Origin of the sequence: Photobacterium aquimaris (genome assembly GCF_002954455.1) — a bacterium.
GTDB lineage: Bacteria > Pseudomonadota > Gammaproteobacteria > Enterobacterales > Vibrionaceae > Photobacterium > Photobacterium aquimaris.
The window spans coordinates 1,424,263-1,450,320 of sequence record NZ_MSCC01000001.1; the positions used below are offsets into that span (position 1 = coordinate 1,424,263).

Here is a 26,058-nt window from a genome sequence, read left to right on the forward strand (position 1 = left end):
ATCAACTAGAGATTTACTCTTTTGAAAGTTATATTCCGCGCCTTTTATTGTACTAACACTATAATTAACACTTAAAGCGATTAGCTAGCCAAAATAGTTGTATCTTGTTTACTGTAACGGATCCACCACAAACTCATCACCACGATAATTGCCATTACTGTCATCACAACACCTAAGCTAAATTGACTTTGTGCACTCATAAATGATGCCGCTAATGTTGCAGCGCCAGCACCAACGTTTTGTAGTCCGCCCAGTACAGCCCCTGCTGTTCCTGCATGATTAGGAAAAGGTTGCACTGCCGCAGTCGTTGCAACGGGCGCTAACATACCAGTACCAACAAAATACAAAAATGCACCGCCGATCAAACTCGTCACTGTTACTAAGCCAGCAAAACCAGGAATGATAATCGTCACCGCACCCAATACCAATGCAATCATGCCGATAACTAATACGCGATCAATACCTAAACGTCGAACTAAACGGCCTGATAACCACGCTCCACCTAAGTAACCTGGTAATGGTAAAATAAACAACCAACTTACCGTAATTGGGTCTAATTTCAATACACTACCAAGTAATACCCCTGCTGATGCTTCAAATACTGCAATACCTGCAAATGTTGCAATAAGACAAATAACATAGCCTTGAAAACGACGATTACTTAATACATAACGGTAGCTCACCAATACACGCTCTGCATGACGTTTTTCTGGTGGTAATGTTTCGCTAAAAAATTTCATCATTGCAACAGTAACAGCTGCACCAAACACTAACAGAAATCCGTAAACTGATTCCCAGCCTAAATGTTTAGAAAGGTAGCCGCCCAAAACTGGTGCGATCAGTGGAGATAAAATAACCCCCATACTAATTAAACTATTCGCTTGGTGTAAATCATCACCATCATAGCTATCACGCGGTACAGTACGGCACATTGCACCACTACAACCAGTACCACATCCTTGAATAAAGGTCGCAACTAAAAACCAGTGAAAATTTGATGATAATAATGTACCAATAGTACCAATAAGAAAAATAACCATGCCCGATATAATCACTGGGCGACGGCCAATACGATCAGATAATGGACCATAAATAAACTGTGATAACCCATAAGGAATTAGGTATACAGCCATTACTGCTTGTAAGTATGCGGATTTTACAGAAAAAAATGTTGCCATGTCAGGAATTGCTGGCACATACATTGTCTGTGTCATTTGCCCAACAGCAACCAAAATAATGAGTAGAAGTAATACTTTACTCATGCCACTAGCCGAAGATTGCTTAATCACAACCATCACCCTCAAAAAGATTAATATTGTACGTTAATTATTAGTAATCAACATATTAAGAAAGAAGAAAAATATAGAATAGAGTATCTCTGCTATTTAAGACGAAGTATGTTCGTTTAAATAGTATCTATGCCTGTAAAATAAGCGCAAATAGTAATCTTCTGATCAATAACTAACAAGAGAATATTAACCATGAAAGCACGATAGTTTATTATCAATTGCATTAGAAAAACTAATGCTGAATAAATGGCAGGGATAACAGCTATTTTTAGTCAAAAAAAGCCCCGTAATAGGTTCATTTCAGTCACAATGAAAATATTACGGGGCTACTTAATTCTAACGCTATCATTAGTCAAACTTTAAACGATGTTTACCGTGTGAAGCCTTCACTTTCAAATAATGTTCATTACCGTCTTTCACATGTGCTTTAGTACCAACAACTTCAATAATATTGATGCCGTGTTGTTCTAAATCACAAATCTTTTTAGGGTTATTGGTTACTAAACGTATTTCATTGATCCCTAATGCATTCAACATTTGGGCTGCTTCAGAGAATTCACGTAAGTCATCACCAAAACCAAGATGATTATTAGCCTCATAGGTATTCATACCTTGGCTCTGTAATTCATACGCATCAATTTTATTATATAAACCGATGCCACGACCTTCTTGACGTAAATAAAGGATGATGCCGCCAACACTGCCCATTTTTTCGATAGTTTCATCAAGCTGCTCACCGCAATCACAACGCGAAGAATGAAACACATCGCCGGTTAAACATTCAGAATGCATACGAACCAGAGGAGCCAGCGTTTTATCTGCGCCTTTAAAAATAATAGCAACGTGCTCTTTGCCTGATTCAAGACCATTGAACGAAAGCAATTCAGCGGGGATATTGCTGTTAAGACCTACTTTAAAAGGCACTCTTGCCCTAACATTTACCATATTCTTCCTAAGCATTGCTTCATGTCCCTGCTGTAAAGGGGCATTTGATTATGACTAAATAATACCGAAATTAAGGTATTAACAACAACTATATCAAAAATCGAACAGGATCATTAATCCACAGTAATTTTGAATGCGTTACATTACCACTTAGTGCCATAAATATAAATGTTATATTATAACGTTTATATCAACAAGCTGCATTTTCAACATAAGTGAGAAAATAAGTACACCTTTCTTATTGGCTTTATATCACCCTTTAAAGCATATCGGCTAATGCTATGAGTTGTTCTAGAATATGCTCGCCATCAACACGTAATCCATTGTGTTCATATTGATTGGTCTGCCATGATTTAGCATTCGATAATAATGCTAAAGTTTCACAGCTATAATGATATTCAACATACATATCTTCAACATATACTGCGGCGGCAACGGGTACGGTATTATTGGCTAACTGTTGCGCACAATATAATTGCGGCCAATCCTTTTTTTGTGCCAGTAAATGCGCAGCTTCACGTAATGGTTGTAGGCATGTCATTTGATCAAACATCCACGGATACACCATTTCACCAGTAAAACTCACATCTTTTCCCGGTTGGTATTGATATTGTGGATATTGAGAACGTACTCTTTCAGCTGACCACTCAGAAGCTTGTTGCTGACAATATATCGCTTCATGCAAAATGGCATAAATAGGGTTGGTTTGATAACTTTGCTGATTCAACATGGTATTAAGAAAGTTATAATTCAGTTGTTGTTGTCCCTCGATATCGACAAATGCGTCTTCTAGCGCATAATACATCGCGAGATCCCCTCCTGTTCCTCCTAATGTTATACCCCATGTCTGAAATTGCTCAACTGTGAATAATTGTCCATTTGGCAAATACGTTTGGTTCTTTGAAAGATACTCCGCAATCGCATTACACTGTTGTTGTGCGCCAGCAAAACGTTTAAAGAATGCTTTATTCTTATCAGCAACTCTTTTATAAGTCGCTTGATACACTTCATCAGCGGTTGCTGTTATTGAAGGTATACCACCGGTGATAAAAACGCGTGATAAGCTTTGTGGATAAAAAGACAAATAATGTAATGCGCAAAAGCCACCGAAACTTTGTCCTAGTAACGCCCACTGTTTAATACCAAGATATTGGCGTAATTGCTCCGCATCTCGAACAATGTTATCAGCTCGAAAATGGGTTAAGTATTCAGCCTGTTGCTCAGCAGTCTTTCCCGCTAACGTTTGATGAGTAATGGCACTACTTGCGCCAGTGCCACGTTGATCAAGTAAAAGTACGCGATAATATTTTAATGCCGTTTTTAGCCAGCCGCTATTAGCTTCGGGTCGTGGCGCTGCAAAGCCAGGACCGCCCTGCAAATACACTAACCAAGGTAGATTTTTATCTATGTTTGATTTATGAACGACTTCTCGCGCATAGATCGTCAATGAACCGTCGGTTATTTGTTCATAATTAACAGGAACATTAATATTTATATATCGAAAACAAAGTTGATCACTATAAATAAAGTCTTGCAATGACATTCTCCAATAAGTTAATAAAAACAATTATCATTTAATATTGATTAAATAATAATACATTTAATATAAATATTGTTATATATGTTTTTTGAATATTAGAAACATAAAACAAAACAACTAAATATCAACAACTTAAATAACAGAGCTACTATCTAAAACAAACGAAATTAATAATAAGAATAATTATCAGTTAATGATTTCATAATTGAAATCTTTTTTCCAAAATTTAAATGATCTTGAATACAAAAAAAAGCGTATATTTGTCCTATTAGCAAAATAGATAATAAAATCAGTTTTGTTGCTATAAAAGAATTGTTATTTATCTTTTATAGCGGGAGATGATGTTCCTCCTTTAACCGCCTTAACGAATTTCTTTAAGGATAATGACGTCTGACAACATTCGGCTTTTAATTGTCGAGGACCGTGTTATTTCTCTGTTGAATACCTAGCGATATTCGTTTCAAACACGTCGCGTTGTTAACATATATAGTCCTCGTCACATTATCTGTACGATAACGAATTATCAATTCTACACTGCTAACAGCAATACGCTAATGCATACCTTTTGTATTATCTTATTGCCTAACAGCGGTGTCTATGAGGCAGAGCAATGCAATACTCAAGTGAAGTTCAAAACATGTGTCCTATCTCTCGTGGTCCAATGCACGAGTCAGCGCCAATTCCAGTAGAAGGTCGCTGGGTTAGCCCTAAAGATGTTATTGCTATTTCTGGTGTAAGCCACGGTGTTGGTGCTTGTGCTCCACAACAAGGCGCAGCAAAATTAACACTTAACGTTAAAAACGGCATCATCGAAGAAGCACTAATCGAGACTATCGGTTGTTCTGGTATGACTCACTCTGCAGCAATGGCTTCAGAAATCATCACTGGTAAAACAATCCTTGAAGCATTAAACACTGACCTTGTGTGTGATGCTATCAACGTTGCAATGCGTGAAATCTTCCTTCAGTACGTTTACGGCCGTACTCAAACTGCATTCTCTTTAGACGGCTTACCAATCGGTGCTGGTCTTGAAGATCTAGGTAAAGGTTTACGTAGCCAAGTAGGTACTCACTACGGTACACGTGAAAAAGGCCCTCGTTACATGGAGATGGCTGAAGGTTACGTAACTAAAATTGCACTAGATGACAACGACGAAATCATTGGCTACCGTTTTGTAAACGTAGGCAAAATGATGGAATCTATCGGTAAAGGTGTTCCAGCTGCTGAAGCAATGGAACAAGCAATGGGTCAATACGGTCGCTTTGATGAAGCAGTTCGTACTATCGATCCTCGTCACGAGTAATCATAGACCTATATCACACAAGTAAATGACGCGTTTATTTTAACTTTTTAAGAGTTACAGCGTCACTGAAATTGTTTTTACCGAATTAGAGGAAACTCCATCATGGCTGCATTATTTGAAAGTTTTGATCGTCGTATTGCAAAAATTACTCCAGTACTAGAACAGTACGGTTTCGCTTCACTAGAAGAAGCACGTGATTTCTGTAATGAAAATGGTGTTGATGCATACAACATCGTTAAAGAAACACAACCTATCGCATTTGAAAACGCATCTTGGGCTTACGTTTTAGGTACAGCTATTGCACTTAAAGAAGGCGCAAAAACAGCTGCTGAAGCTGCTGAATTCCTAGGTCAAGGCCTACAAGCTTTCTGTATCCCTGGTTCTGTTGCAGATCAACGTGAAGTAGGTATTGGTCACGGTCGTCTAGGCGCTCGTCTACTAAGCAACGAAACACAATGTTTCGCATTCCTTGCAGGTCACGAATCATTCGCAGCAGCTGAAGGCGCAATCAAAATTGCCCTAAACGCTAACAAAGTACGTACTAACCCACTACGCGTTATTCTTAACGGTCTTGGTAAAGATGCTGCATACCTAATCGCTCGTATCAACGGCTTTAACTACGTTGAAACTAAATTCGATTACGTTACTGGTGAACTAAACGTTGTTTCTGAGCGTCGTTTCTCTAAAACACAACGTGGTGACATCAACTGTTACGGTTCTGATGATGTACGTGAAGGTGTTGCAATTATGCACCGTGAAAACGTAGATATCTCTATCACTGGTAACTCAACTAACCCAACACGTTTCCAACACCCAGTTGCTGGTACGTACAAGAAAGAACGTCTAGAAGCAGGCAAAGCTTACTTCTCAGTAGCATCAGGCGGCGGTACTGGTCGTACACTTCACCCTGATAACGTTGCTGCAGGTCCAGCTTCTTACGGTCTTACTGATACTATGGGTCGTATGCACTCTGACGCTCAGTTTGCAGGTTCTTCATCTGTACCAGCTCACGTTGAAATGATGGGTCTTATTGGTATGGGTAACAACCCAATGGTTGGTGCTACTGTTGCTGTTGCTGTTGCTATCGAGCAAGCAGCTAAATAAGCTCAGTAAATTAAAAAAGTTTATCTTCAAATAACGAAAAAGGCGCGAGATTAGACACTCGCGCCTTTATTTGTTTGTCTTAATTGTTATTTCTACAAAATACTCTAAAATCCTCCCCCATCCCAAGTTCTTGATCACGCTTATCCCTATAAAACACTCTGTCTTCAGGGTATAATCAATAAAGAATCAAGTTCATCTTATATATGTTACACAGCACTGCGCTGTTACAGATAAAGTAAAGGAAATATCATGATCCAAGTTGTAGGTCACAAAAACCCAGATAGTGACAGCATTTGTTCTGCACTAGTTTGTACAGCATTTCTTAAAGCTCGTGGCCTTGAAGCGACAGCAATTCGCCAAGGTGAAATGAACCGTGAAACACTGCATATCCTTGAGATGGCTGGTGTTACAGCTCCTGAGCTACGTACAAGCGTTGCTGGCGAGAAAGTATGGCTAGTTGACTACTCAGATCTTGCTCAAGCACCTGATGATCTAGCTGAAGCTGAAGTTGTAGGTATTGTTGACCACCACCGCCTAGGTGATGTAATGACAATTAACCCAATGGAAGCATGGATCTGGCCTGTAGGCTGTACTTGTACAGTGCTATTCAATTTATTCAAGATTGAAGGTCACGAGATCACTCGTGAACTAGCAGTACTTATGATGTCAGCGATCCTATCTGATACTGTAGGCTTTGCTTCTCCAACATGTACTCAAAAAGATAAAGATGCTGTACATGAGCTTGCTCAAATTGCTGACGTACAAGATCTAGAAGCATTTATCAAAGCGCTTCTTATTGCTAAAACTGATATCGCAGGTTTAACAGCAGCTCAACTTGTTGAGAAAGACCTTAAAGGCTACCCTTTCAACGATCGTGACGTTGTTGTTGGTCAAATCGAACTTGCGACACTTGAGCAAGTTGATAGCATGATTGAAGAGCTTCAAGCTGATCTTCAGCGTCGTTGTGATGAAGACGGTCTTGGTATGGCGGCATTGATGTTAACAGACATCACAACCAGCACTACACGCCTACTTTACACTGGTGATTGGAATCACATTCTTGATACTCATGCGACTGATGGCGTATTAATGATGGAAAATACTCTAAGCCGTAAGAAGCAAGGCTGGCCTTGGCTACAAACAGTACTTGCAAAGTAAATAATCACCACGATTATTGAGAATAAAGGTCCTTTAAAAGGGCCTTTTTTTTGGTCAAAATTCGCAGTAAACATTAACTAAAATACAGAGAACGTCGCCTAATATGTAAAACTTTATCGCTTACATCGCCAAAATTAGAGTAAATACTTTAACAATTTCATCAGTCAAAAATCATCTATAAACCATCAATATGAACAAAGTATAACCAAACAAACCATTTTATTGTGATATTTGTCCATCTTTGCTTATTATTCTATTGAGGTATAACTATACTTCTCTCTCTTAAAAATCCCACCGTCATTGATGGGTGAAACAGCAAGAAGCTACTCGCAATTATAGAGAGACAGCATAATGTCCATTAATAAAAATAATATTGCCTTAATTATTACAGCAATGCTTTCCAGCCAAGCGTATGCTGCCGGCTATCAAGTATCAGAACATTCAGCAGCAGGTCTTGGACGTGCTTACGCAGGTGATGCCGCTGTCGCAGATACGGCAGCAGTATTAGCTCGCAACCCCGCAGCAATGACACGTTTTAAGAATGCTGAAGTTTCAGGTGTTGCCAGTGTTATCAACCCATCAATTGATATTGATGATCACACTCATAATGAAACAGCAAAAGATATTTCACCGATCAGTTTTGTTCCTGCGGCATACTACATCCAACCGCTTAATGACAAAACAGCGGTTGGTTTAGCCATTTTCAGTAATTATGGCGTGACAACCGATTATCCAAAAGCGATGCAAGCAGGCAGTTTAGCGGGTAAAACATCATTAGAAACAGTTAATTTCAATCCTAATATTGCTTATCGTCTATCACCAAAATTGAGCATTGGTGGTGGTATTAGTCTTGTTTATGGTACCGCAGAGTTTAATCGTCGTTTAGGCTCTTTATCTTACGCAGCACCAAGTCATAACCTTATCGATATGAAAGGTACAAGTTGGGGCTGGGGTTGGAACATTGGGGCGTTATATGAACTCGATAATAATAACCGTTTTGGATTAAGCTACCGCTCACAAGTAGATCTCAATTTTAGTGGCCATTTTACTGACTACTTGGGCCAAGCTACATCCAAACCCAATGAAACTGTTGCAGCAAACCTTAAGCTACCATTGCCTGCTATTGCTGAGTTTTCAGGCTTCCACCAGCTTAACCCACAATGGGCAATTAGCTATAGTGTGCAATGGACGCAATATAACAAATTCAAACAAATTAAAGCGACAAGCTCCCAGTGTGCTAACGGCAGTTGTTTTGTTAAGAAAGAAAACTTTAAAAATACTTATCGTTGGGCTGTCGGTACAACTTACACCCTCAATCCAACATGGACACTGCGTTATGGCTTCGCCATTGATCAGCAAGCGGGACAAGCAACACTAAGTATTCCAGATACCGACCGTTATTGGTATTCAGCAGGTGCGACTTACCATTACAGCCCTGCTCTTTCTGTCGATCTCGGTGTGACTTATATTCACAGTAAAAAAGCTGATTTTATCGAGCAAACACCTGTCGGTGAGAAAGACAGCTTAACGTCATCAGGTAAAGCTTACCTAGCAGCCGCCCAAGTTAATTACCGCTTTTAATGCGAAATAAACTATAAAATCATTAGGAATCACAATGAAAATACGTTCAATCGCATTATTAGTAACTTCTGCGCTTAGCTTAGTGGCGTGTAAAGGTAATAGCAGCTTAGAGAATCAATCACCGATTGATCCAAATATTGCAGCAAGCTTAAAGGCTGAAACAAAAATTAATTTTGATCTGCTTGCCAAAGATAAAAAGCTAATACTACCGACATATTTAGCCATGGATGTGCAAGATGGTACCCTTGCAACTGAAACAATGGCGAAAGATCAAACTAACACATCAGATCCATTAGTCGCTATGGGTCAAACTGATGGGTGGAGCACCACTCAGCCAATCACTATTAATTTTACGGGTAAAAATCTTGATCCAACAACAGCAGCAAATGGTTTCTATTTAATAAAATCAGGCGATCCAACTAATCCTGACGACACCACAAAACCAACACGTCTAACCCAACAAGCTGGCGACTTTGTCGTAACAGTTTCAGGTGATAACTTAATCGTTATTTTACTTAAGCCGTTAGATCCAGCAAGTAACTATATGTTTGCTATTACTGACGATCTTAAAGACGTTAATGGCCAAGCTGTCGGTATGAGTAACTCATATGCGTTGTTAAAGTCAGATAAACTGCCACCAGCACCAGCATTGTTACCTGCGCAAAAAATTACTCATGCAACCGAAGAAGCTTTCCACGGTATTGTAGAAAAGCGCGATATTATCTTCTCTTCGTGGTTTACGACGTTATCTTCTGGTGATGTGTTATTTGCCGCAAAAATGGCAACTGAAGAGGCACTACAGAACGGTGCAAACACGGTCTGGAAAGGTTCTGCTATTGCACCAACCGTTACACCAGCACAACTTGATAAACTGTTTACCTTCTCTCAACCTGTAGAAGTTGAGGATACCAATAAAGTAAATGGTAAAAGTAATGTCCGTATTTATCACGGTAAACTTTCTTTACCTTATTACTTAGATATTCGACCAAACAAATTCATGAATACCCCTTGGAAAAGTGGTATGCCTAGCCTTGCTAAAATCAAATATGTGTTAAGTAATGGCAGTGATGCAGATAAAACCACTATTTTAAACCAGTTAGCGGCTGCTAATGTGTCACTACAAGATATGGCACAAGTTGCGACTAATCCACAAACACAAGTTGAAGTATTAACCAAATTAACGGGTAAAACGCTGTATTTAGCTAATGGCAAACAACTGGATCCTGCGCGTTTGATCACTCGTTACAGCGCCGTTCCTGAACTAAAATCAGTACAAACTATTGATTATACGTTAGTACTTCCAAGCAATAAAAAATGCCAAACGCTAGGTGCTAACGATGTCACTATCTTCCAACACGGTATTACATCGGATAAAAGTGTATTAACAGCACACAGTGATGGGTTACCATCTTTAGCTGAAACGTTAATTGGTGATCAATGCCGTGCTATTTTTGCCATAAACCAGCCATTACATGGTGAAGATCGTGGTATTCATATCATCGATAGTAACGGCAATAGCCACTATAAAAATGCCGCAATCGATCCATCTATGTACCTTAATCTTGAAAACTTAACCGTTGCACGAGATAACTTACGCCAAAGTACTATTGATGTCGTCAATCTGCGTGCCTCTATTGGCTCATTGTTTGCTCATATTCAGCAACAACAAAATAACCAAAATTCAGACACTGTTTCACCATTAGAGATGTTAAATCCTAATAACGGTGTTAATTTTACAGGTCATTCATTAGGTGCAATTGTTGGTACCAATGTTGGTAATATTGCTAATCGTCCAACAATGAACCCTGCGTTTGATAAACAATACTTTGCTATCAATAAACTAGCATTAGCAAACCCTGGCGCAGAAATCCCCTACTTACTATTAAATTCAGGCAGTTTTGGCGGTCTTCTAAAAGCAGGAATTTTACAAAGTACTGTATCAAACCCGACCCAAATAACTCCTGAAGTAATTGAAACAGGTAAGTTTCTACAAACACTGAATGTTTGCTATAACGCTCAAGACGATAACAATAAAGACTTAAATAAGTGTTATGCTAATAACATTAGCGCGATTAAACAAAATAACCCGAGTTTATTCGCTCAATGGACAGAGAGTTACGTTAAGTTTGCCTATGCCGCACAAACTGTAATGGATCCTGTTGACCCAATTAACCTTGCTAAAGGCATTCCAACAGCGGTACCTGTATTAGTACAAATGGTGACAGGTGACAGTACGATCCCAAATATTACTACACCTAGTAACTTACCTTATTCACCATTCACGGGTACTGAGCCTCTGATTAAACAACTGGAGTTAACACCAAATAATGACATTAAAGGTTGGAAAGTATATACACCTGGCAGCCACACATCATTATTAGAAGTTACTCAACCAACAGCTAATGATAATTTTACTGTTGATGAATCAAAAGCAACCACAACGAAGATGCAGGCTGATATGACAACTTTCTTAAATAAGTAATATAGCCTAATAAATAGCCTTGATAATCAATTGAATATATATTTTACTTTGGTTATCAAGGCATTCTATTATTCAGTGAAAATAAACATAATCTAGCGTAGATGCTGCATCAAACTGGTTTTTTGATTGAGTATCTGAGAAAAAGAGCGAATAAACTGCTCGCCTATTTGCAGTCCTTGATGGTAATCAAGCTCTAAGTCTTCATAACTACTTAATAAAGCACTGCTATTTAGCGTTTTCTCTGGCGCAATTTGAATCACTTGTAATCCTTGAGGTGGATTTGTCAGAAAGTCATTCACATCTCGATAAGTATGATGATAGCGCGCTAGCATTTCTAATATTTCAGAATTTGTTCCCTGTCCTGTTAACTGTAATAATCGCTCTATATTCAACTGTGAAAACCAACTCTTCTTAACTACAGATTGATCGATAAATTTATTATTCGACGACTCACTTGTTTCATCTTCCCAATAATTTTGTCGCCACTGTTCAAATCGTTGACTCAACTCTTGGTGAATATTTTTTATTTTATCAAGCGACTCATTGAGGCTTAACTTATCAATATAATAAGGTAATTGCGTTTCAATATTTTCGCGCCAGTCATCAAAAATACCTCGTTCATCATTGGCGCTACAACTTGGATGATTATCTTCTAGCGGTTCAGTACGAATAACGACCACTAAATCAGCCCCGCGCCGCCATGCTTCTTTTACTGGAATTGCAGCACTGACTCCACCATCCACCCATTGCAACTCATTCATATTAACAGGCTGATTATAAAGTAACGGAATAGCACAACTTGCCAATAACACCTCGCTCCAATCTTGTTGGTACATAGGTAAATAATAGTCTTGCAGGGTGTCTTTACGGGTCGCACACGCGAGTGCTGTACGATGAACTAGTGTTTTATGCGCAGTTGCTATATCTAATGGATATAAACCTGATGGTGATACTTGTTGCAATGCCCAATCGAGGTTCATTGGCTGTTGTTTACTGAGATATTTATAAAGGTTAAAAAAATTATCATCCATTGAAACATCACGAATAAAATGATAACCAAACCGAGGCTGCCGACTAATAAAAGAAGATAAATTAAGCGCGCCAGCGGAAGTACCGATATACAATTCAAACGGATCAAATTGATGTTCAAGAAAACTATCAAGCACACCCGCAGAAAAGATACCGCGTTGACCACCACCTTGAACGATTAACGCCATTTTTTTGTGGGGGGCTGCGTGTATCATAGACGAAAAATCGGCAATGGATTGATCATTGAAATCACGCAGACTAAATGGAAGATAATTCATCTATTCTCCCTGTTAAATATGCCCAAAAGCATACATTAATATATCTAAGAGAATCGAATATACAATCTATACATACCTATAGGAAATATTTTTTATAAAATCCCACGATAATTATCTAATCTTTATTATTTTGAGTATTACGCATGCAGAGCAACCAACCCATAACTGGCCAGTGTAAAAAGCGTAATCGTTACGGTTACTAGCGCTATTTTTAATTCAATATTCATCATTAACTACCCTTATTTTGTAACAGTTTATTAACTTAATTGTATGGTTAGATTGTTAAGAAAATCAATATCAATTACAATAATTATAATTTTGATCACACTGTTAGCGCTTTATATATTCATGCGATACCATCAATAAAATGGCGTACTACCATATATATACGTGGCTTATTTTATAGGAAACAAAATGAAACCATTACTCACTGTAAGCTTAATTGCTACTACAATCATTTCCACGACAGCGATGGCAAAACCTGTCGATTGGACACCAGGTATTGGCGGTGAAATTTCTTTAATGGTTGGCTACAACAAATCAAATTCACAATTTAATAGTGATAATCATACTACTGAAAACTTAAATAATAATGGTAATGATCAGACTAAAATGTTCGTCGCACCTATTGGTAGCCTAAATTACACCTTTAGTAGTGGTGACAAACAACTCTATTTTGGTACCAGCCGTTCCGATATCGCACTGGGACGTTTTCATATTGAAGCAGGATACCGACAAAAATTTGCTGATACTTCAACACTAACTCTAAGCTATATTCCTGGCTTATTAAGTCAAAAAACATGGCAAGATCCTTACCTGCAAGGTGTGAAGCGTAACAAAACAAACTCTAATATTAATGCCTTTAGTGTCAAGCTGGATAATATTCGTGGTTCACGTTTTTCTGGCCAAATCGCCTACGGTAAGTTCAGTATTGATCATGAAAATAGTGGCAACGATCCTTTACTACATCTAACCTCTAATGAAAAAGCATCATTAAATCGCAATGCTAACGTTCTTTATACTGAAGGTACATTTGTACAACCTTTTAGCCGTAGTTTGATTCTACGTACAGCAGTAAACTTCACCAATATAGATGCAGACGGTCATGCCATGAGCAATAATATCTATGGCGCAGCTGCAACCATTATTCAGCTGTTACCTCATTCTAGCCTTGCTTTTACTCTAAGTTATAAAACAGCATTATTTGATGCCACCCATCCGGTATTTAATAAAAAGCAACAAGATAATAAGTTTGGTGCATTCTTAGCGTATGAATATAACCAACCCTTTAATTGGAAAAACTGGGGCTTAGTTTCTCTGATTGGCTATAGCTCAACCCAATCAAATATCAACTTTTATGACAGTAACGATATGTTAGTCAGTGTCGGCTTAAACTATAAATTCTAATGACAATGCAATTTATAGCTATTGCTTGAGTTTATTGTGAATAAATAGCTTGTATTTCGGAGTGGTTTTAATTTAACCATTCCGAAATAATTCGAGACATCCATCAAAATATCGATTAGATTGAACACTCTTTGCCAAAGTTATGGAAACGTTAAATAAATTATGGCGGCTAATAATCGTACTGCTGATGCATCTCTAGAATCCTTGCATCGCATTTTCACTGTACCAGAAGCTCCGGATTCAACCTTAGGCTTGATTGAAAAAGAACTGTCAGAAAATCTCAATGAGTTTCTGCGTACCCATATCGCAGCCACAGAAAAACCGCTGGCAGAAATTGAAAAAGATTTCTCTAACGCCAATATTCCTGAACTTCCATCGTTTGTTTCTGATCATACCCAATTATTACTCAATAAATTAGTTGCTCAATCTGTTCATACTGCAGCACCGACATTTATTGGTCACATGACTTCTGCCCTGCCTTACTTCATGATGCCTTTATCTAAAATCATGATTGCACTTAACCAAAACTTAGTAAAAATAGAAACCTCAAAAGCGTTTACGCCACTTGAGCGCCAAGTATTGGGTATGCTGCATAAGTTAATCTTCAATCAAAATGAAAGTTTCTATCAACAATGGATGCACAGTGCCGACCATTCTTTAGGGGCTTTTTGTTCTGGTGGTACCATCGCTAACATTACAGCACTCTGGGTTGCCCGTAATGCCGCATTACAACCTGATGGTGAATTTACAGGAGTTGGTCAGCAAGGATTACTGCGCGCAATGCGACATTATGGCTATGATGATCTTGCTATTTTAGTCTCTGAGCGTGGTCACTACTCTCTTAAAAAAGCAGCAGATGTATTAGGTATAGGACGTGACAGTCTTATTGCAATTAAAACTGATGATAATAACCGGGTTGATCTTGATGCTCTACAAACAACACTGGCTGATTTAAAGCGTAACAATATTAAACCTTTTGCCATCATTGGCATTGCAGGTACGACTGAGACTGGCAATATTGATCCTCTTGATCAACTCGCAGACATTGCCGTAGAACATCAGTGTCATTTTCATGTTGATGCCGCTTGGGGTGGTGCGACATTAATGTCTAATAAGTACCGTCATTTACTTAAAGGTATCGAGCGAGCCGATTCGATTACCATTGATGCCCATAAACAGCTCTATATTCCAATGGGCGCAGGCATGGTGATATTTAAAAATCCAGAGTTAATGACAGCAATTGAACATCACGCTGAATATATTCTTCGTAAAGGATCTAAAGATCTAGGTAGTCATACGCTTGAAGGTTCGCGCAGTGGAATGGCAATGCTACTCTATGCCAGCATGAATATTATTAGCCGTCCAGGCTATGAACTTCTGATTAATAATAGCATTGAAAAAGCGCATTATTTTGCTTATTGCATTGAACAACATCCCGAGTTTGAATTAGTTACTCACCCAGAATTATGCCTGCTGACTTACCGCTATGTACCAGCTAAAACGCAACAAGCATTACTGCACGCAACACCAGAACAACGTGATCAACTGTTAGAATTGTTAAACGATCTCACCCAATTCATTCAAAAACGTCAGCGAGAATCTGGTAAATCGTTTGTATCCCGTACCCGTATCACACCAGAAAAATGGCAACGCAAGCCAACAACAGTGTTTCGCGTAGTGCTAGCTAATCCACTTACAACTACTGAGATTTTAGAAAATGTATTGATTGAGCAACAGCAACTTGCACAACAAAGTACAATTAGTCTGCCTGAAATCATTACTTTGACTGATCAAATAACAAAAAAAAGCGCAAAAATCGACATATAACGCCTTTATTTCTATACGATATTTTATGAATATTTAGCTTATCTCGCATTTTTTTGCCCATTTCTCTCATTAAACTGAATGGTAAACGGTATTCAATATATGACTATCTTATGAATAACTCGCGATCTAACTATGAACAGTGGATGTTTATAGTATGAATAGCGCCATAAAATAGTCCCGTTTACCCTTGTTTATATTCATTCAATTACCCACTTAAAAAGTGCTTTTTGGGTAAAATCGATTTTTCAAGGAAATATTGCTCAAAATGCATGTTCATAAGATTTCATTTTTTTATGGCGCTGTTATTTGATTGCTTAGCAACTGATACTAAAAATGATTAATATTATTTCCAAGTTGTTACAAAAACACGTTGCAATTAATAATAATTCTCAATACTCCATTTTGTTCCTTTTTGACCCAAAAAAATATCTCACAAAATATTGATTTAAATCAAAAAACACAACAACTGAAGCCAAAAAAATGCCCTATTTGCTTTAAATAGGGCATTTTTATGTCAATTTATGTCATAAATATTTGTTAACAACTCGACAATAGTCACTCAATGTCGGTATAAATTAGTCACCAGCAAACATATAACCTTCACCGTGAACGGTAACGAAAATTTGTGGATTCTTCGGGTCAAGTTCCATTTTCGAACGCATACGACGGATTAAAACATCGATTGTTCTGTCATTTGGCGCTTCAACTCGATGGCTCAACATGTTCAAAATACGCTCACGACTAAGCACTACATTAGGGTGTGATGAGAAGGCAACTAACAGCTCATATTCTGCTTTAGTTAGCTTCACAGGAAGACCGTTATGAGTCAGTGCGCGCTTGTTAATATCAAACTGCCACTCGCCAAAACGAATGATGTTATCTTCCTGCATTTCGACCATGGTTTCATCACGCGCTTTTTCGACTAACGTCATGCGCCATAACAAGTTTTTAACTCGAACAAGCAATTCACGCAGTTCAAAAGGCTTGGTTACATAGTCGTCTGCGCCCATCTCTAACCCGACAATTCTATCGATACTATCAGTACGTCCAGTCACCAAAATAATGCCTACTTCAGAACGGCTACGCAGCTCACGAGTTAGCATTAAACCATCTTCACCTGGCAGGTTAATATCTAGCATTACAAGGTCAATTTTTTCCGTTGCCATTATCTCGCGCATCTGCGCACCACTGTCTGCTTGGCTTACCTTGTATCCTTCGTTCTCAAAATACCCAACCAATTTTGTGCGGGTAACAATTTCATCTTCTACAACAAGTACGTGATGGGTCATGTCGTTCTCTTTTTAGTTTTTGGCTTTCTAACTGAACGGTAGCACAAACTAAGACCATTCACAATTTGTCATAACTATGCCTTTGCTATTCATTCGTTGCGTTAACCTTATTCATATCGTGACAATAAGATTACCCCATAAAATTTTAACCGTCACCGTACCCTACGGTGTGCATTCTTTTTAAATGGAATCTTTCAAGATGAAGAAAATTTGGCAGATGTTGACAAAACCAAGTAGCAAGTACTCAATCCTTGCTCTTGTACTTGTTGGTATTGGTATCGCCGTTAGTGGTATTTTTGCTGTTCACAAAGGTTTTGAATACGCATCAACCAATGAGTTTTGTGTTGGTTGTCATACCATGAAGCAAAACTACGAAGAATATACCCAATCGGTACACTTCAAAAATGCTTCTGGCGTACGTGCTGATTGTGTTGACTGTCACCAACCGAAAGATTTAGTTGGTATGGTAGAAACAAAGTTAATGGCATCAAAAGATGTATATAACCAGTTTATTACTAAGAAAATCGACACTCCTGAAAAATTTGAAGAGCACCGCTTAGAGCTAGCTCAGATGGTTTGGAAGCGTATGGAAAAACAAAACTCAAGCACATGTAAGAGTTGCCATAACTATTCAGCAATGGATCACGCTAAGCAATCACCTGAAGCAGCAGCGGCAATGACTGATGCAGCAGCAAAAGACATGAACTGTATTGAGTGTCACAAAGGTATTGCACACGAATTACCAAACATGGCTGGCGGTTTCCAGAAAGATTTCCAAAACCTACAAGCTGAAGCAACCTCTCAAGGTGCAACAGCCGAGAAGCTTTACTCTCTAGGTGAAAAAGATATCTTTGCAACTGATGATCCAAAAGGTAAATCAGAAGGTAAATTACTTCCTGCTTCAGAAGTTACTGTACTTGAACGTAAAGGCGACATGCTAAAAGTTGAAGTAAACGGCTGGTTAGAAAAAGCAGGTAAAGGTCGCGTAATGACTGAGTACATGGGTAAACGTGTCTTTAAGGCAACTATTCGTGGCGAAATCAAAGCGAACGAGAAAATCATTAAAGAAGAAACTGACCCTGCAACTAACATTGTATGGCAAAACATCAGTGTTCAAGGTTGGGTAACTAAATCAGACATGATTGATAGTATCAAACCAATCTGGAACTACGCAGAAGATATGTACGCGTCTACATGTAACGCTTGTCACGCGGCGCCAGACCCAGGCCATTTTACTGCAAATGGCTGGATCGCAAGTCTGAAAGCCATGAGCTCTTACTACCGTCTGACTAAGACTGAAGAACGTACACTACTTAAATATCTTCAGAACCACGGCAGCGATACAGGTGGTGCTGGCGCGCATTAATCCAGCGCTCCAATAAACGATTAAATGATAGGCGGGCGATAATAACTATCCCCGCCCCATCGATAAAAATTAAAGTTTAAGGATTCTCCAACTATGGCGACTCAAACTAATAAAACTGGCATCTCACGCCGCCGCTTTCTTTCTGGCCTTGCTGTAGCAAGTGCTGCATCAGTTGTTGGCACTAGCCTGCTAGCACCTCGTAAAGCGATGGCAGCTGATGAAGTGAAAGCAGCCTTCTCTGGTGACGTTCTATCAGGTTCTCACTGGGGTGCTTTCCGCGCTAAAGTTGTAAATGGTGTATGGACTGAAACAACACCGTTTGAAAAAGACAAAAACCCAACCGATATGATCAAAGCGGTACGTGAAGTGGTTTATAACCCTGCACGTGTTAAGTACCCAATGATTCGTATCGATTGGCTAAAGCAAGGCTACAAGTCAGATACAACCCAACGTGGTAATAACCGCTTTGTACGTGTGCCATGGTCGCAAGCATTAGACTTCCTATACCATGAAATGGAGCGCGTACAGGACAACTTTGGTCCAAGCGCACTTTACGCTGGTCATACAGGTTGGCAGTCAGTAGGTAAACTGCATAACGCAGGTACCATGATGAAGCGTGGTGTTAGCCTTCACGGTACAACACTAGGAAAAATGGGTGACTACTCTACTGGTGCTGCACAAGTAATTCTTCCTTACGTTGCTGGTGCAATGGAAGTTTACGAACAACAAACATCATGGCCACTAGTGCTTGAACACACTGACACTATCGTGATGTGGGCCTCTGACCCAATTAAAAACCTGCAAGTGGGTTGGTTAGTACCAGACCACAGCCCATACCAATACTATGAGCAACTTGCAGAGAAAGTGAAGAACAAAGAAATCAAAGTGATCTACGTCGATCCTGTGGTTTCTTGCACTCAAAAAGCCGTTGGTGGTGAGCAGATCCGTGTTAACCCACAGACTGACGTACCATTAATGCTGGCGATTGCACACACGCTATACACTGAAAACTTATACAACAAAGAATTCGTTGCTGATTACACAACGGGTCTTGATAAGTTTATGCCTTACGTATTGGGCGAAACAGACGGCGTTATTAAAAATCCTGAGTGGGCAGAAAAGATTTGTGGTATCAAAGCTGATGATATTCGCGCTCTTGCTCGCACAATGGCTAAAGGCCGTACTCAGATTATTGGTGGCTGGTGTCTACAGCGAATGCAACACGGCGAGCAGTATGCTTGGATGTTGGTTGTTCTTGCTGCAATGCTGGGCCAAATCGGTCTACCAGGCGGTGGTTTTGGCTTTGGCTGGCACTACAATGATGCGGGTTCAATTACCTCTAACGGTCCACTAATGTCTGGCTTTAGTGGTGTAACAGGTGTTGACCCAATTCATAGCGGTTCATACAACGGTTACTCTACTTTCATTCCAGTTGCACGTTTTGTTGACTGTATTGATAACCCAGGCAAGACTATCGATTACAACGGTCAGAAGCTCAAATATCCATTTATGAAGATGGCTATTTTCAGTGGTAACAACCCATTTGGTCACCACCAAGATCGTAACAAAATGATCAAGGCGTGGACTAAACTACAAACTGTTGTATCGATTGATCACCAATGGACAGCGACGTGTCGTTTTGCAGATATCGTATTACCTGCAACAACCACTTACGAGCGTAACGATATCGAGCAGTACGGTAACCACTCTAATGCCGGTATTATTGCTCTGCGTAAGATTGTTGAACCAATGTTTGAGTCTCGAGATGACTTTGAAATCTTCAGTGAACTATGTTCTCGCTATAACCGCGAAGAAGCATTTACTGGTGGTAAAACGCAAATGGAGTGGATTGAAGAAATCTACAACGGCGCGCGTTTACAAGGTCGTGGTCTAGGTGTTCGTATGCCTAACTTCAAGAAATTCTGGGATGGTGAAGGCTTCATTGAATTCCCTGCTGGTAAAGAGTGGATCCGTCACGAATCATTCCGTAAAGAACCGGATCTTGAGCCATTAGGTACAGCATCAGGTTTGATTGAAATTTACTGTAAGACAATTGCAGATATGGGTTACAACGACTGTCAAGGTCACCCAATGTGGTTCGAGAAAACAGAACGTAGCCACGGTGGTCCTCGCTCTGATCGTTTCCCGATTAACATGCAAAGTACGCACCCGAAAGATCGCCTACACTCACAGCTATGTTCGTCAACGGATTTCCGTGCAACTTATGCTGTAGCTGACCGTGAGCCTATCTTCATCAACACTGAAGATGCAAAAGCACGTGGTATTCAATCTGGTGATATCGTGCGTGTTTTCAACGACCGTGGTCAAGTAATGGCAGGTGCTGTTGTGACTGACGATTACCTACCTGGTGTTTGTCGTCTGCAAGAAGGTGCATGGTACAGCCCATTAGAAGGCGGTAAAGCTGGCACTATCTGTACTTACGGCGATCCTAACGTACTGACTGAAGACATCGGTAGTTCAAGCCTAGCACAAGCAACATCTGCGGCAGCTGCACTGGTTCAGATTGAGAAATATACTGGCCCTATTCATGCAGTAACAGGCTTTAACGGTCCTATCTACGAAGAAGGTATCGACCCACTATTCCCTGCAATGGATAAGTAATTAATCCGTTGTTAGCGTAGTAAATTAACCTATAAAGGCGATGAACAATAATTTCATCGCCTTTATTTCATTTTTTAGAACCTATTCTAATAACCCTTAGGTATACTCTGCCTAATTGCTTTATTTGAATATGTTTTATGTCTGGAGTGACCATGCAAGAATTTATCGCATTCAACGAACAACGTGCTGAAATCTACTGGTGGATGTCATCACTGTTCGCTCGCGAATTAACTGATGCAGATTTACATGAATACCATGGCGGTGAGATGTATACGTTTCTGTCTGGTCTTGGTATGACAGAAGAATTAAAAGCACCAGTAGATAGCTTTCGTGCTGCCATTAAAAAATCGCATGCTCGCAATGACGAACAACTAGAACTTGCTGCGGATTTTTGTGGTTTATTTTTAAGTACGCCTAAATCAGGTGCGCTACCTTACGCATCAATGTATGTTGGCACGACGGGTTTATTAAACGATAAACCTGCTCAAGAAATGCATGAGCTGATGGCCTCTTTTGATATTACACAGCGTAAAGACTTTAATGAGCCAGCGGATCACCTTGCGATTGAATTAGACTTCATGGGTAATCTAATCATCATGGGTAACCAACAGCAAACAGAAGAACAACGTGAAGCATTAATGCAGTCACAGTTATCATTCATCGATACCATGCTACTAAACTGGTTACCGTTATTTGTTAAAGAATGTCACCGACATGATCAATTTGGCTTCTATGCCGCGGCGGCAAATCTACTGCTTGCATTCTGTATGCTAGATAAGAAATTTCTTGCGGGTGAATAACGCTTTTTAGCCAAAAACAATAGACTTTTAACGCTCTTATTACTCCTAATAAGGGCGTTTTTTATACGCGATATCTAAAAATTTCTCATTTTAGCTAGTGCCAAATTATCCCTTCAAAAGATTTATATTTTAATGCCATTTTATCTTGCATAACTACGCATTACACAGATCATCACGCTCTTTGTGCTAAAAATAACAAGTTATTTATTATCATGCACTTAAATCATTAATATTCATTATAACATATTAAAATAATAGTCTTTCTCATTACCGTTTTCTGTTTTATGCATAGCCTCATTTTTGATTTTTTATATTGTCATACAAAATTTTAAAATCTGATTCAGATCAAATAATTGTATTTATTTAAATCATAAAATCACAAGGCAATACCAATAACGTATATTTATTCATAGCTAAAAAGGTTGATAGATGGACTCGCATGCAGCCCTTTTTGAACTCGGCCAGAAACGTCTTGCTGAGCTTCGAAAAACGAAACCTCTTCGTGAGGGATCTTTCCAAAAAAAATTAGAAAAAAATGGCATTACTCGTCGTGACTTCATGATCTGGAGTGCAACCATCACTTCATTGCTGGCACTACCCCTACCTTTTAGTACCATGGTTGCAGAAGCTGCTGAGCTTTCAGATCGTGTACCACTTATCTGGTTGAGCTTGGCTGAATGTACTGGTTGTTCTGAATCATTAGTACGTAGCACTACGCCTGATATTAGTGCGTTATTATTTGAGCATGTTTCGCTTGAATACCAAGAAGTACTGATGGCAGCAGCCGGCGATCAAGCAGAAGAAAACCTTGATAACGCCATGAAAGCTTACAAAGGCAAATACCTGCTTGCTGCTGAAGGTGCAGTCCCTACAGCAAACAACGGTACTTTCCTAACCTTAGGTAGCCAAGCAGAAACAGGTTTATCGCTAATTAAACGCGTTGCTGCAGATGCCGCTGCCGTTATTTGTGTCGGTACATGTTCATCTTATGGTGGTGTACAAGCAGCGCGCCCTAACCCTACTGGCGCGAAAAGTGTTGGTGCTGTGATTGATCGTCCTGTTATCAATGTCGCTGGCTGTCCACCTAACCCTGCCAATATTACTGGTACATTAATGTACTACATCATGTTTGGTCGCCTACCTGCATTAGATATGTTTAATCGTCCTAAGTGGGCTTATGGTGCACGTGTTCATGATAACTGTGAGCGTCGTGGTCACTTTGATGCCGGTGAGTTCGTAACAGAGTTTGGCGATGATAATGCCAAAAAAGGTTACTGCTTATTCAAGATGGGTTGTAAAGGCCCTTACACCTATAACAACTGTCCAACAGAACGTTTTAACGCTCACACTAGCTGGCCAGTACTTGCAGGTCATGGTTGCATCGGTTGTTCAGAGCCTGATTTCTGGGATGACATGGCTGATTTTGAAAAGCCATTAAGTCGCCAACCAGTGCATGGTCTAGATGCCACGGCCGATACCATTGGTGCTGTTATTTTAGGTGTTACTGCGGTGGGTATTGGTGCCCATGCAGTGAGTAGTATTTTTGCTAAGAAAGTCGAGGAATAATTCATGAGCAAGCGCGTCGTAATCGATCCCATTACTCGTATCGAAGGCCACTTACGCATCGAAGTTGAACTTGATGCTAATAATGTAATCAACAAGGCATGGGCATCATCTACCCTGTTCCGTGGTCTTGAGATTATTCTGAAAGGCCGCACACCCTATGATGTGGGCCTGCTTATACAACGTATTTGTGGTGTATGTACATCATCACACTACCTTTGCGGCACATTAGCAGTAGAAGATGCGATTAATGCACAAGTGCCGCTTAATGCGAAATATATTCGTAGTTTAATTCTTACTACTCTGCAAATGCATGACCACATTGTTCACTTCTATATTCTACATGGCTTAGATTGGATAGATATTGTATCTGCATTAAGTGCTGATCCAGCAAAAGCCGCTGTTGAAGCGATGAAGTACTCCGCTACGCCAATGGCAGCTGGTGAAGGTGATTTACGTGCAGCACAAGAGAAAGTGCAAGGTTTAGTTAACACCGGTAAGTTAGGGCCATTCGCCAATGCTTATTGGGGTAATAAAACCTATAAATTCACACCAGAACAAAACCTTATTGGTTTAAGTCATTACCTTAAAGCGCTAGAAGTTCAGCGGGTTGCAGCAGAAGCAATGGCTATTTGGGGTGGTAAAAACCCGCACCCACAATCAATTGTTGTTGGTGGTGTAACCTGTGTACGTGACATGCTAGACCCTGCTCGCCTGCAAGAATTTAAGCAAAAGTATGTTCATGTTGCTGAGTTCATTGAGCGTGTCTACCAAGCCGATATTAAAATGGCTGCCGCAGCTTATGCTAAAGAGCCAAGTGTATTAGGTGGCTGTAACGTTGATACCTTCATGTGTAGCGAATCTATTTTGCTAAATCCTGATGATCATCTTTTTGAAAGTGGTGTTATTCGCAATAAAGATTTATCTAAAGCAGAAGCTATTGATCTTAATATGATTGCTGAAGATGTGACTCACTCTTGGTATGACGCTAATCAACCGCAACACCCATACGATGGCACAACGATTCCTGAACATACACCGTTTATTGAGCGTGACACTATTGTCGGTAAACGCCCAACAATCAATGAAGCAGGTAAATACTCTTGGGTTAAATCACCACGTTACAATGGTGAACCAGTTGAAGTTGGCCCACTAGCAACAATGGTAGTTAACTATGCTAAAGGTAACACTCGTGTTACATCAATAGTGAACGAATTCTTACAGCAAACAGGTTTACCTGCTGCGGCATTATTTACCACTCTTGGTCGTACTGCTGCCCGTATGCTGCATGCACTTACCATCACTCGTCATGGTTTAGAGACATTTGAATCGATGGTAACTAACCTCAATTCAGACCAAACCACTTACATTGAACCAACCATTGATCCAAATAAAGAATATAAAGGTGTGGGTATCATTGAAGCACCACGTGGTTTCTTAAGTCACTGGTTACGTATAAAAGACGCTAAAGTTGAAAACTACCAAGCAGTAGTACCAACAACATGGAACGCAGGTCCAATTGATGGTAACGGTAAAATCGGGCCATACGAAGCATCTTTAGTTGGCCTACAACTTGAAGATCCGAAAAAACCATTAGAAGTATTACGTGTGATTCACTCGTTTGACCCTTGCATGGCGTGTTCAGTACACGTAATGGATTACAAAGGCCAATCATTAAGTGAGTTCCGTATTCCAGCTCAGGCAATGTAACTAAGGATTTATCATGTCAACAGATACCGTGTTGTATAAACGATCCTATGTATTTTCATTCGTTATCCGTTTATGTCACTGGTTACGTGCGTTTGCAATTTTTGGTCTGGTGATCACCGGCTTTTATATTGCATGGCCATTTTTGGTTGCTCCAGGCAGTACCAATGTCCTTGAACAAGGTTGGATTCGATTAGCACATGAAGTGTTAGGCTTTATTTTAATAGCTGTGACGCTGATTCGTGTTTATCTGTTCTTCTTCAGTCGCAGTAATGTTGAACGGCGCTCGGTGCAAGATATTATTAGCCCGAAAAGCTGGGTTCAACAAATTAAAGCCTATTTTTGGATGGGTAATGCACCTCACCATGGTGCTTATGGTCCGTTGCAACTTATGGTTTATGCAGGTATTTCTATCGCTGCAATCTTCATGTGTGTGACTGGCTTAACGCTATATGCTAATGTATACCACTTAGGTATTGGTGGCATGATGTGGGAACCAGCTCAATGGGTCGCTTATGCGATGGGCGGGTTAGATGAAGTACGTAAATGGCACCATTATATTACTTGGGCATTCATTATTTTTGTATTGATCCACGTATATATGGTGATTTGGACAGGGATCCGTTTCCGTAACGGTTCTGCTGATGCCATTATGTCCGGTTTCGACTATCACCCTGTTCATGTTAAAGATGAACATGAGGGTAATGATCCGGTTCAGCATCATGCTCACCACAATAGTCATTCAAAAAATAAAGGCCACTAGCGCAA

Annotated in this window: 18 protein-coding genes and 1 riboswitch; of the genes, 13 read left to right on the forward strand and 5 right to left on the reverse strand. The window is 39.7% G+C overall.

The window, feature by feature from the left end:
• Window positions 1–80: 80 nt before the first annotated feature.
• The 3 genes from emrD to BTN98_RS06360 all read right to left on the reverse strand — a co-directional run bounded on the left by emrD (window position 81) and on the right by BTN98_RS06360 (window position 3,777).
• Entirely contained in the window at window positions 81–1,295 is a 1,215-nt protein-coding gene (gene emrD / locus BTN98_RS06350; RefSeq protein WP_060997531.1) for a multidrug efflux MFS transporter EmrD, read from the reverse strand.
• A 342-nt stretch (window positions 1,296–1,637) separates the two neighbouring features.
• Window positions 1,638–2,234: a GTP cyclohydrolase II gene (locus BTN98_RS06355; RefSeq protein ID WP_060997530.1), complete on the reverse strand. Its 597-nt coding sequence runs from the start codon at window positions 2,232–2,234 to the stop codon at window positions 1,638–1,640.
• 259 nt (window positions 2,235–2,493) lie between these two features.
• A complete protein-coding gene (locus BTN98_RS06360; RefSeq protein WP_060997529.1) occupies window positions 2,494–3,777 on the reverse strand; it encodes an alpha/beta fold hydrolase in 1,284 nt (427 codons plus the stop codon).
• A gap of 322 nt (window positions 3,778–4,099) precedes the next feature.
• Window positions 4,100–4,174: riboswitch (Fluoride riboswitch) on the forward strand.
• A 210-nt stretch (window positions 4,175–4,384) separates the two neighbouring features.
• On the opposite strand from BTN98_RS06360, the gene BTN98_RS06365 reads away from it, so the two are divergent.
• The 5 genes from BTN98_RS06365 to BTN98_RS06385 all read left to right on the forward strand — a co-directional run bounded on the left by BTN98_RS06365 (window position 4,385) and on the right by BTN98_RS06385 (window position 11,402).
• The gene (locus BTN98_RS06365; RefSeq protein ID WP_060997528.1) at window positions 4,385–5,077 is read left to right on the forward strand and encodes an iron-sulfur cluster assembly scaffold protein; all 693 of its coding nucleotides are present in this window, start codon (window positions 4,385–4,387) and stop codon (window positions 5,075–5,077) included.
• Between the two features lie 102 nt (window positions 5,078–5,179).
• Window positions 5,180–6,181, forward strand: coding sequence for a GGGtGRT protein (locus tag BTN98_RS06370; RefSeq protein WP_060997527.1), 1,002 nt, complete (start codon window positions 5,180–5,182; stop codon window positions 6,179–6,181).
• Between the two features lie 249 nt (window positions 6,182–6,430).
• Window positions 6,431–7,339 carry a manganese-dependent inorganic pyrophosphatase gene (locus BTN98_RS06375; protein WP_060997526.1) on the forward strand — a complete coding sequence of 303 codons (909 nt, stop codon included), beginning with the start codon at window positions 6,431–6,433 and terminating at the stop codon, window positions 7,337–7,339.
• Window positions 7,340–7,690: 351 nt separating this feature from the next.
• The gene (locus BTN98_RS06380) at window positions 7,691–8,920 is read left to right on the forward strand and encodes an outer membrane protein transport protein (protein WP_060997525.1); all 1,230 of its coding nucleotides are present in this window, start codon (window positions 7,691–7,693) and stop codon (window positions 8,918–8,920) included.
• Between the two features lie 34 nt (window positions 8,921–8,954).
• The gene (locus BTN98_RS06385) at window positions 8,955–11,402 is read left to right on the forward strand and encodes a VolA/Pla-1 family phospholipase (RefSeq protein ID WP_060997524.1); all 2,448 of its coding nucleotides are present in this window, start codon (window positions 8,955–8,957) and stop codon (window positions 11,400–11,402) included.
• A gap of 92 nt (window positions 11,403–11,494) precedes the next feature.
• On the opposite strand, the gene BTN98_RS06390 is transcribed toward BTN98_RS06385, so the two are convergent.
• Complete coding sequence (locus tag BTN98_RS06390; protein WP_060997523.1) at window positions 11,495–12,709, reverse strand: patatin-like phospholipase family protein; 1,215 nt, start codon at window positions 12,707–12,709, stop codon at window positions 11,495–11,497.
• 414 nt (window positions 12,710–13,123) lie between these two features.
• Here BTN98_RS06390 and BTN98_RS06395 point away from each other — a divergent pair, with 414 nt between their 5' ends.
• Entirely contained in the window at window positions 13,124–14,116 is a 993-nt protein-coding gene (locus BTN98_RS06395) for a DUF2860 domain-containing protein (protein ID WP_060997522.1), read from the forward strand.
• Window positions 14,117–14,278: 162 nt separating this feature from the next.
• Window positions 14,279–15,943: a pyridoxal-dependent aspartate 1-decarboxylase PanP gene (panP, locus tag BTN98_RS06400; protein WP_060997521.1), complete on the forward strand. Its 1,665-nt coding sequence runs from the start codon at window positions 14,279–14,281 to the stop codon at window positions 15,941–15,943.
• A gap of 575 nt (window positions 15,944–16,518) precedes the next feature.
• On the opposite strand, the gene torR is transcribed toward panP, so the two are convergent.
• On the reverse strand, window positions 16,519–17,232 hold the full coding sequence (gene torR, locus BTN98_RS06405) for a two-component system response regulator TorR (protein ID WP_005368225.1): 714 nt from the start codon (window positions 17,230–17,232) through the stop codon (window positions 16,519–16,521).
• A gap of 199 nt (window positions 17,233–17,431) precedes the next feature.
• Between torR and torC the strand changes: the two genes are divergently transcribed.
• The 6 genes from torC to cybH all read left to right on the forward strand — a co-directional run bounded on the left by torC (window position 17,432) and on the right by cybH (window position 26,053).
• Window positions 17,432–18,598, forward strand: a complete 1,167-nt coding sequence (gene torC, locus BTN98_RS06410) for a pentaheme c-type cytochrome TorC (RefSeq protein WP_060997520.1) — start codon at window positions 17,432–17,434, stop codon at window positions 18,596–18,598.
• Window positions 18,599–18,691: 93 nt separating this feature from the next.
• Window positions 18,692–21,220, forward strand: a complete 2,529-nt coding sequence (gene torA / locus BTN98_RS06415) for a trimethylamine-N-oxide reductase TorA (RefSeq protein ID WP_060997519.1) — start codon at window positions 18,692–18,694, stop codon at window positions 21,218–21,220.
• Between the two features lie 152 nt (window positions 21,221–21,372).
• The gene (torD, locus tag BTN98_RS06420) at window positions 21,373–22,020 is read left to right on the forward strand and encodes a molecular chaperone TorD (protein WP_060997518.1); all 648 of its coding nucleotides are present in this window, start codon (window positions 21,373–21,375) and stop codon (window positions 22,018–22,020) included.
• A 429-nt stretch (window positions 22,021–22,449) separates the two neighbouring features.
• On the forward strand, window positions 22,450–23,586 hold the full coding sequence (locus BTN98_RS06425) for a hydrogenase small subunit (protein ID WP_060997517.1): 1,137 nt from the start codon (window positions 22,450–22,452) through the stop codon (window positions 23,584–23,586).
• 3 nt (window positions 23,587–23,589) lie between these two features.
• Window positions 23,590–25,293, forward strand: coding sequence for a nickel-dependent hydrogenase large subunit (locus BTN98_RS06430; RefSeq protein ID WP_060997516.1), 1,704 nt, complete (start codon window positions 23,590–23,592; stop codon window positions 25,291–25,293).
• A 13-nt stretch (window positions 25,294–25,306) separates the two neighbouring features.
• Window positions 25,307–26,053, forward strand: coding sequence for a Ni/Fe-hydrogenase, b-type cytochrome subunit (gene cybH, locus BTN98_RS06435; protein ID WP_060997515.1), 747 nt, complete (start codon window positions 25,307–25,309; stop codon window positions 26,051–26,053).
• Window positions 26,054–26,058 lie beyond the last annotated feature (5 nt).

Bases quoted from the DNA above. Each gene is read 5' to 3' on its own strand.
- emrD (WP_060997531.1), bottom strand. From the start codon at position 1,295: ATGGTTGTGATTAAGCAATCTTCGGCTAGTGGCATGAGTAAAGTATTA.
- BTN98_RS06355 (WP_060997530.1), bottom strand. From the start codon at position 2,234: ATGGTAAATGTTAGGGCAAGAGTGCCTTTTAAAGTAGGTCTTAACAGC.
- BTN98_RS06360 (WP_060997529.1), bottom strand. From the start codon at position 3,777: ATGTCATTGCAAGACTTTATTTATAGTGATCAACTTTGTTTTCGATAT.
- BTN98_RS06365 (WP_060997528.1), top strand. From the start codon at position 4,385: ATGCAATACTCAAGTGAAGTTCAAAACATGTGTCCTATCTCTCGTGGT.
- BTN98_RS06370 (WP_060997527.1), top strand. From the start codon at position 5,180: ATGGCTGCATTATTTGAAAGTTTTGATCGTCGTATTGCAAAAATTACT.
- BTN98_RS06375 (WP_060997526.1), top strand. From the start codon at position 6,431: ATGATCCAAGTTGTAGGTCACAAAAACCCAGATAGTGACAGCATTTGT.
- BTN98_RS06380 (WP_060997525.1), top strand. From the start codon at position 7,691: ATGTCCATTAATAAAAATAATATTGCCTTAATTATTACAGCAATGCTT.
- BTN98_RS06385 (WP_060997524.1), top strand. From the start codon at position 8,955: ATGAAAATACGTTCAATCGCATTATTAGTAACTTCTGCGCTTAGCTTA.
- BTN98_RS06390 (WP_060997523.1), bottom strand. From the start codon at position 12,709: ATGAATTATCTTCCATTTAGTCTGCGTGATTTCAATGATCAATCCATT.
- BTN98_RS06395 (WP_060997522.1), top strand. From the start codon at position 13,124: ATGAAACCATTACTCACTGTAAGCTTAATTGCTACTACAATCATTTCC.
- panP (WP_060997521.1), top strand. From the start codon at position 14,279: ATGGCGGCTAATAATCGTACTGCTGATGCATCTCTAGAATCCTTGCAT.
- torR (WP_005368225.1), bottom strand. From the start codon at position 17,232: ATGACCCATCACGTACTTGTTGTAGAAGATGAAATTGTTACCCGCACA.
- torC (WP_060997520.1), top strand. From the start codon at position 17,432: ATGAAGAAAATTTGGCAGATGTTGACAAAACCAAGTAGCAAGTACTCA.
- torA (WP_060997519.1), top strand. From the start codon at position 18,692: ATGGCGACTCAAACTAATAAAACTGGCATCTCACGCCGCCGCTTTCTT.
- torD (WP_060997518.1), top strand. From the start codon at position 21,373: ATGCAAGAATTTATCGCATTCAACGAACAACGTGCTGAAATCTACTGG.
- BTN98_RS06425 (WP_060997517.1), top strand. From the start codon at position 22,450: ATGGACTCGCATGCAGCCCTTTTTGAACTCGGCCAGAAACGTCTTGCT.
- BTN98_RS06430 (WP_060997516.1), top strand. From the start codon at position 23,590: ATGAGCAAGCGCGTCGTAATCGATCCCATTACTCGTATCGAAGGCCAC.
- cybH (WP_060997515.1), top strand. From the start codon at position 25,307: ATGTCAACAGATACCGTGTTGTATAAACGATCCTATGTATTTTCATTC.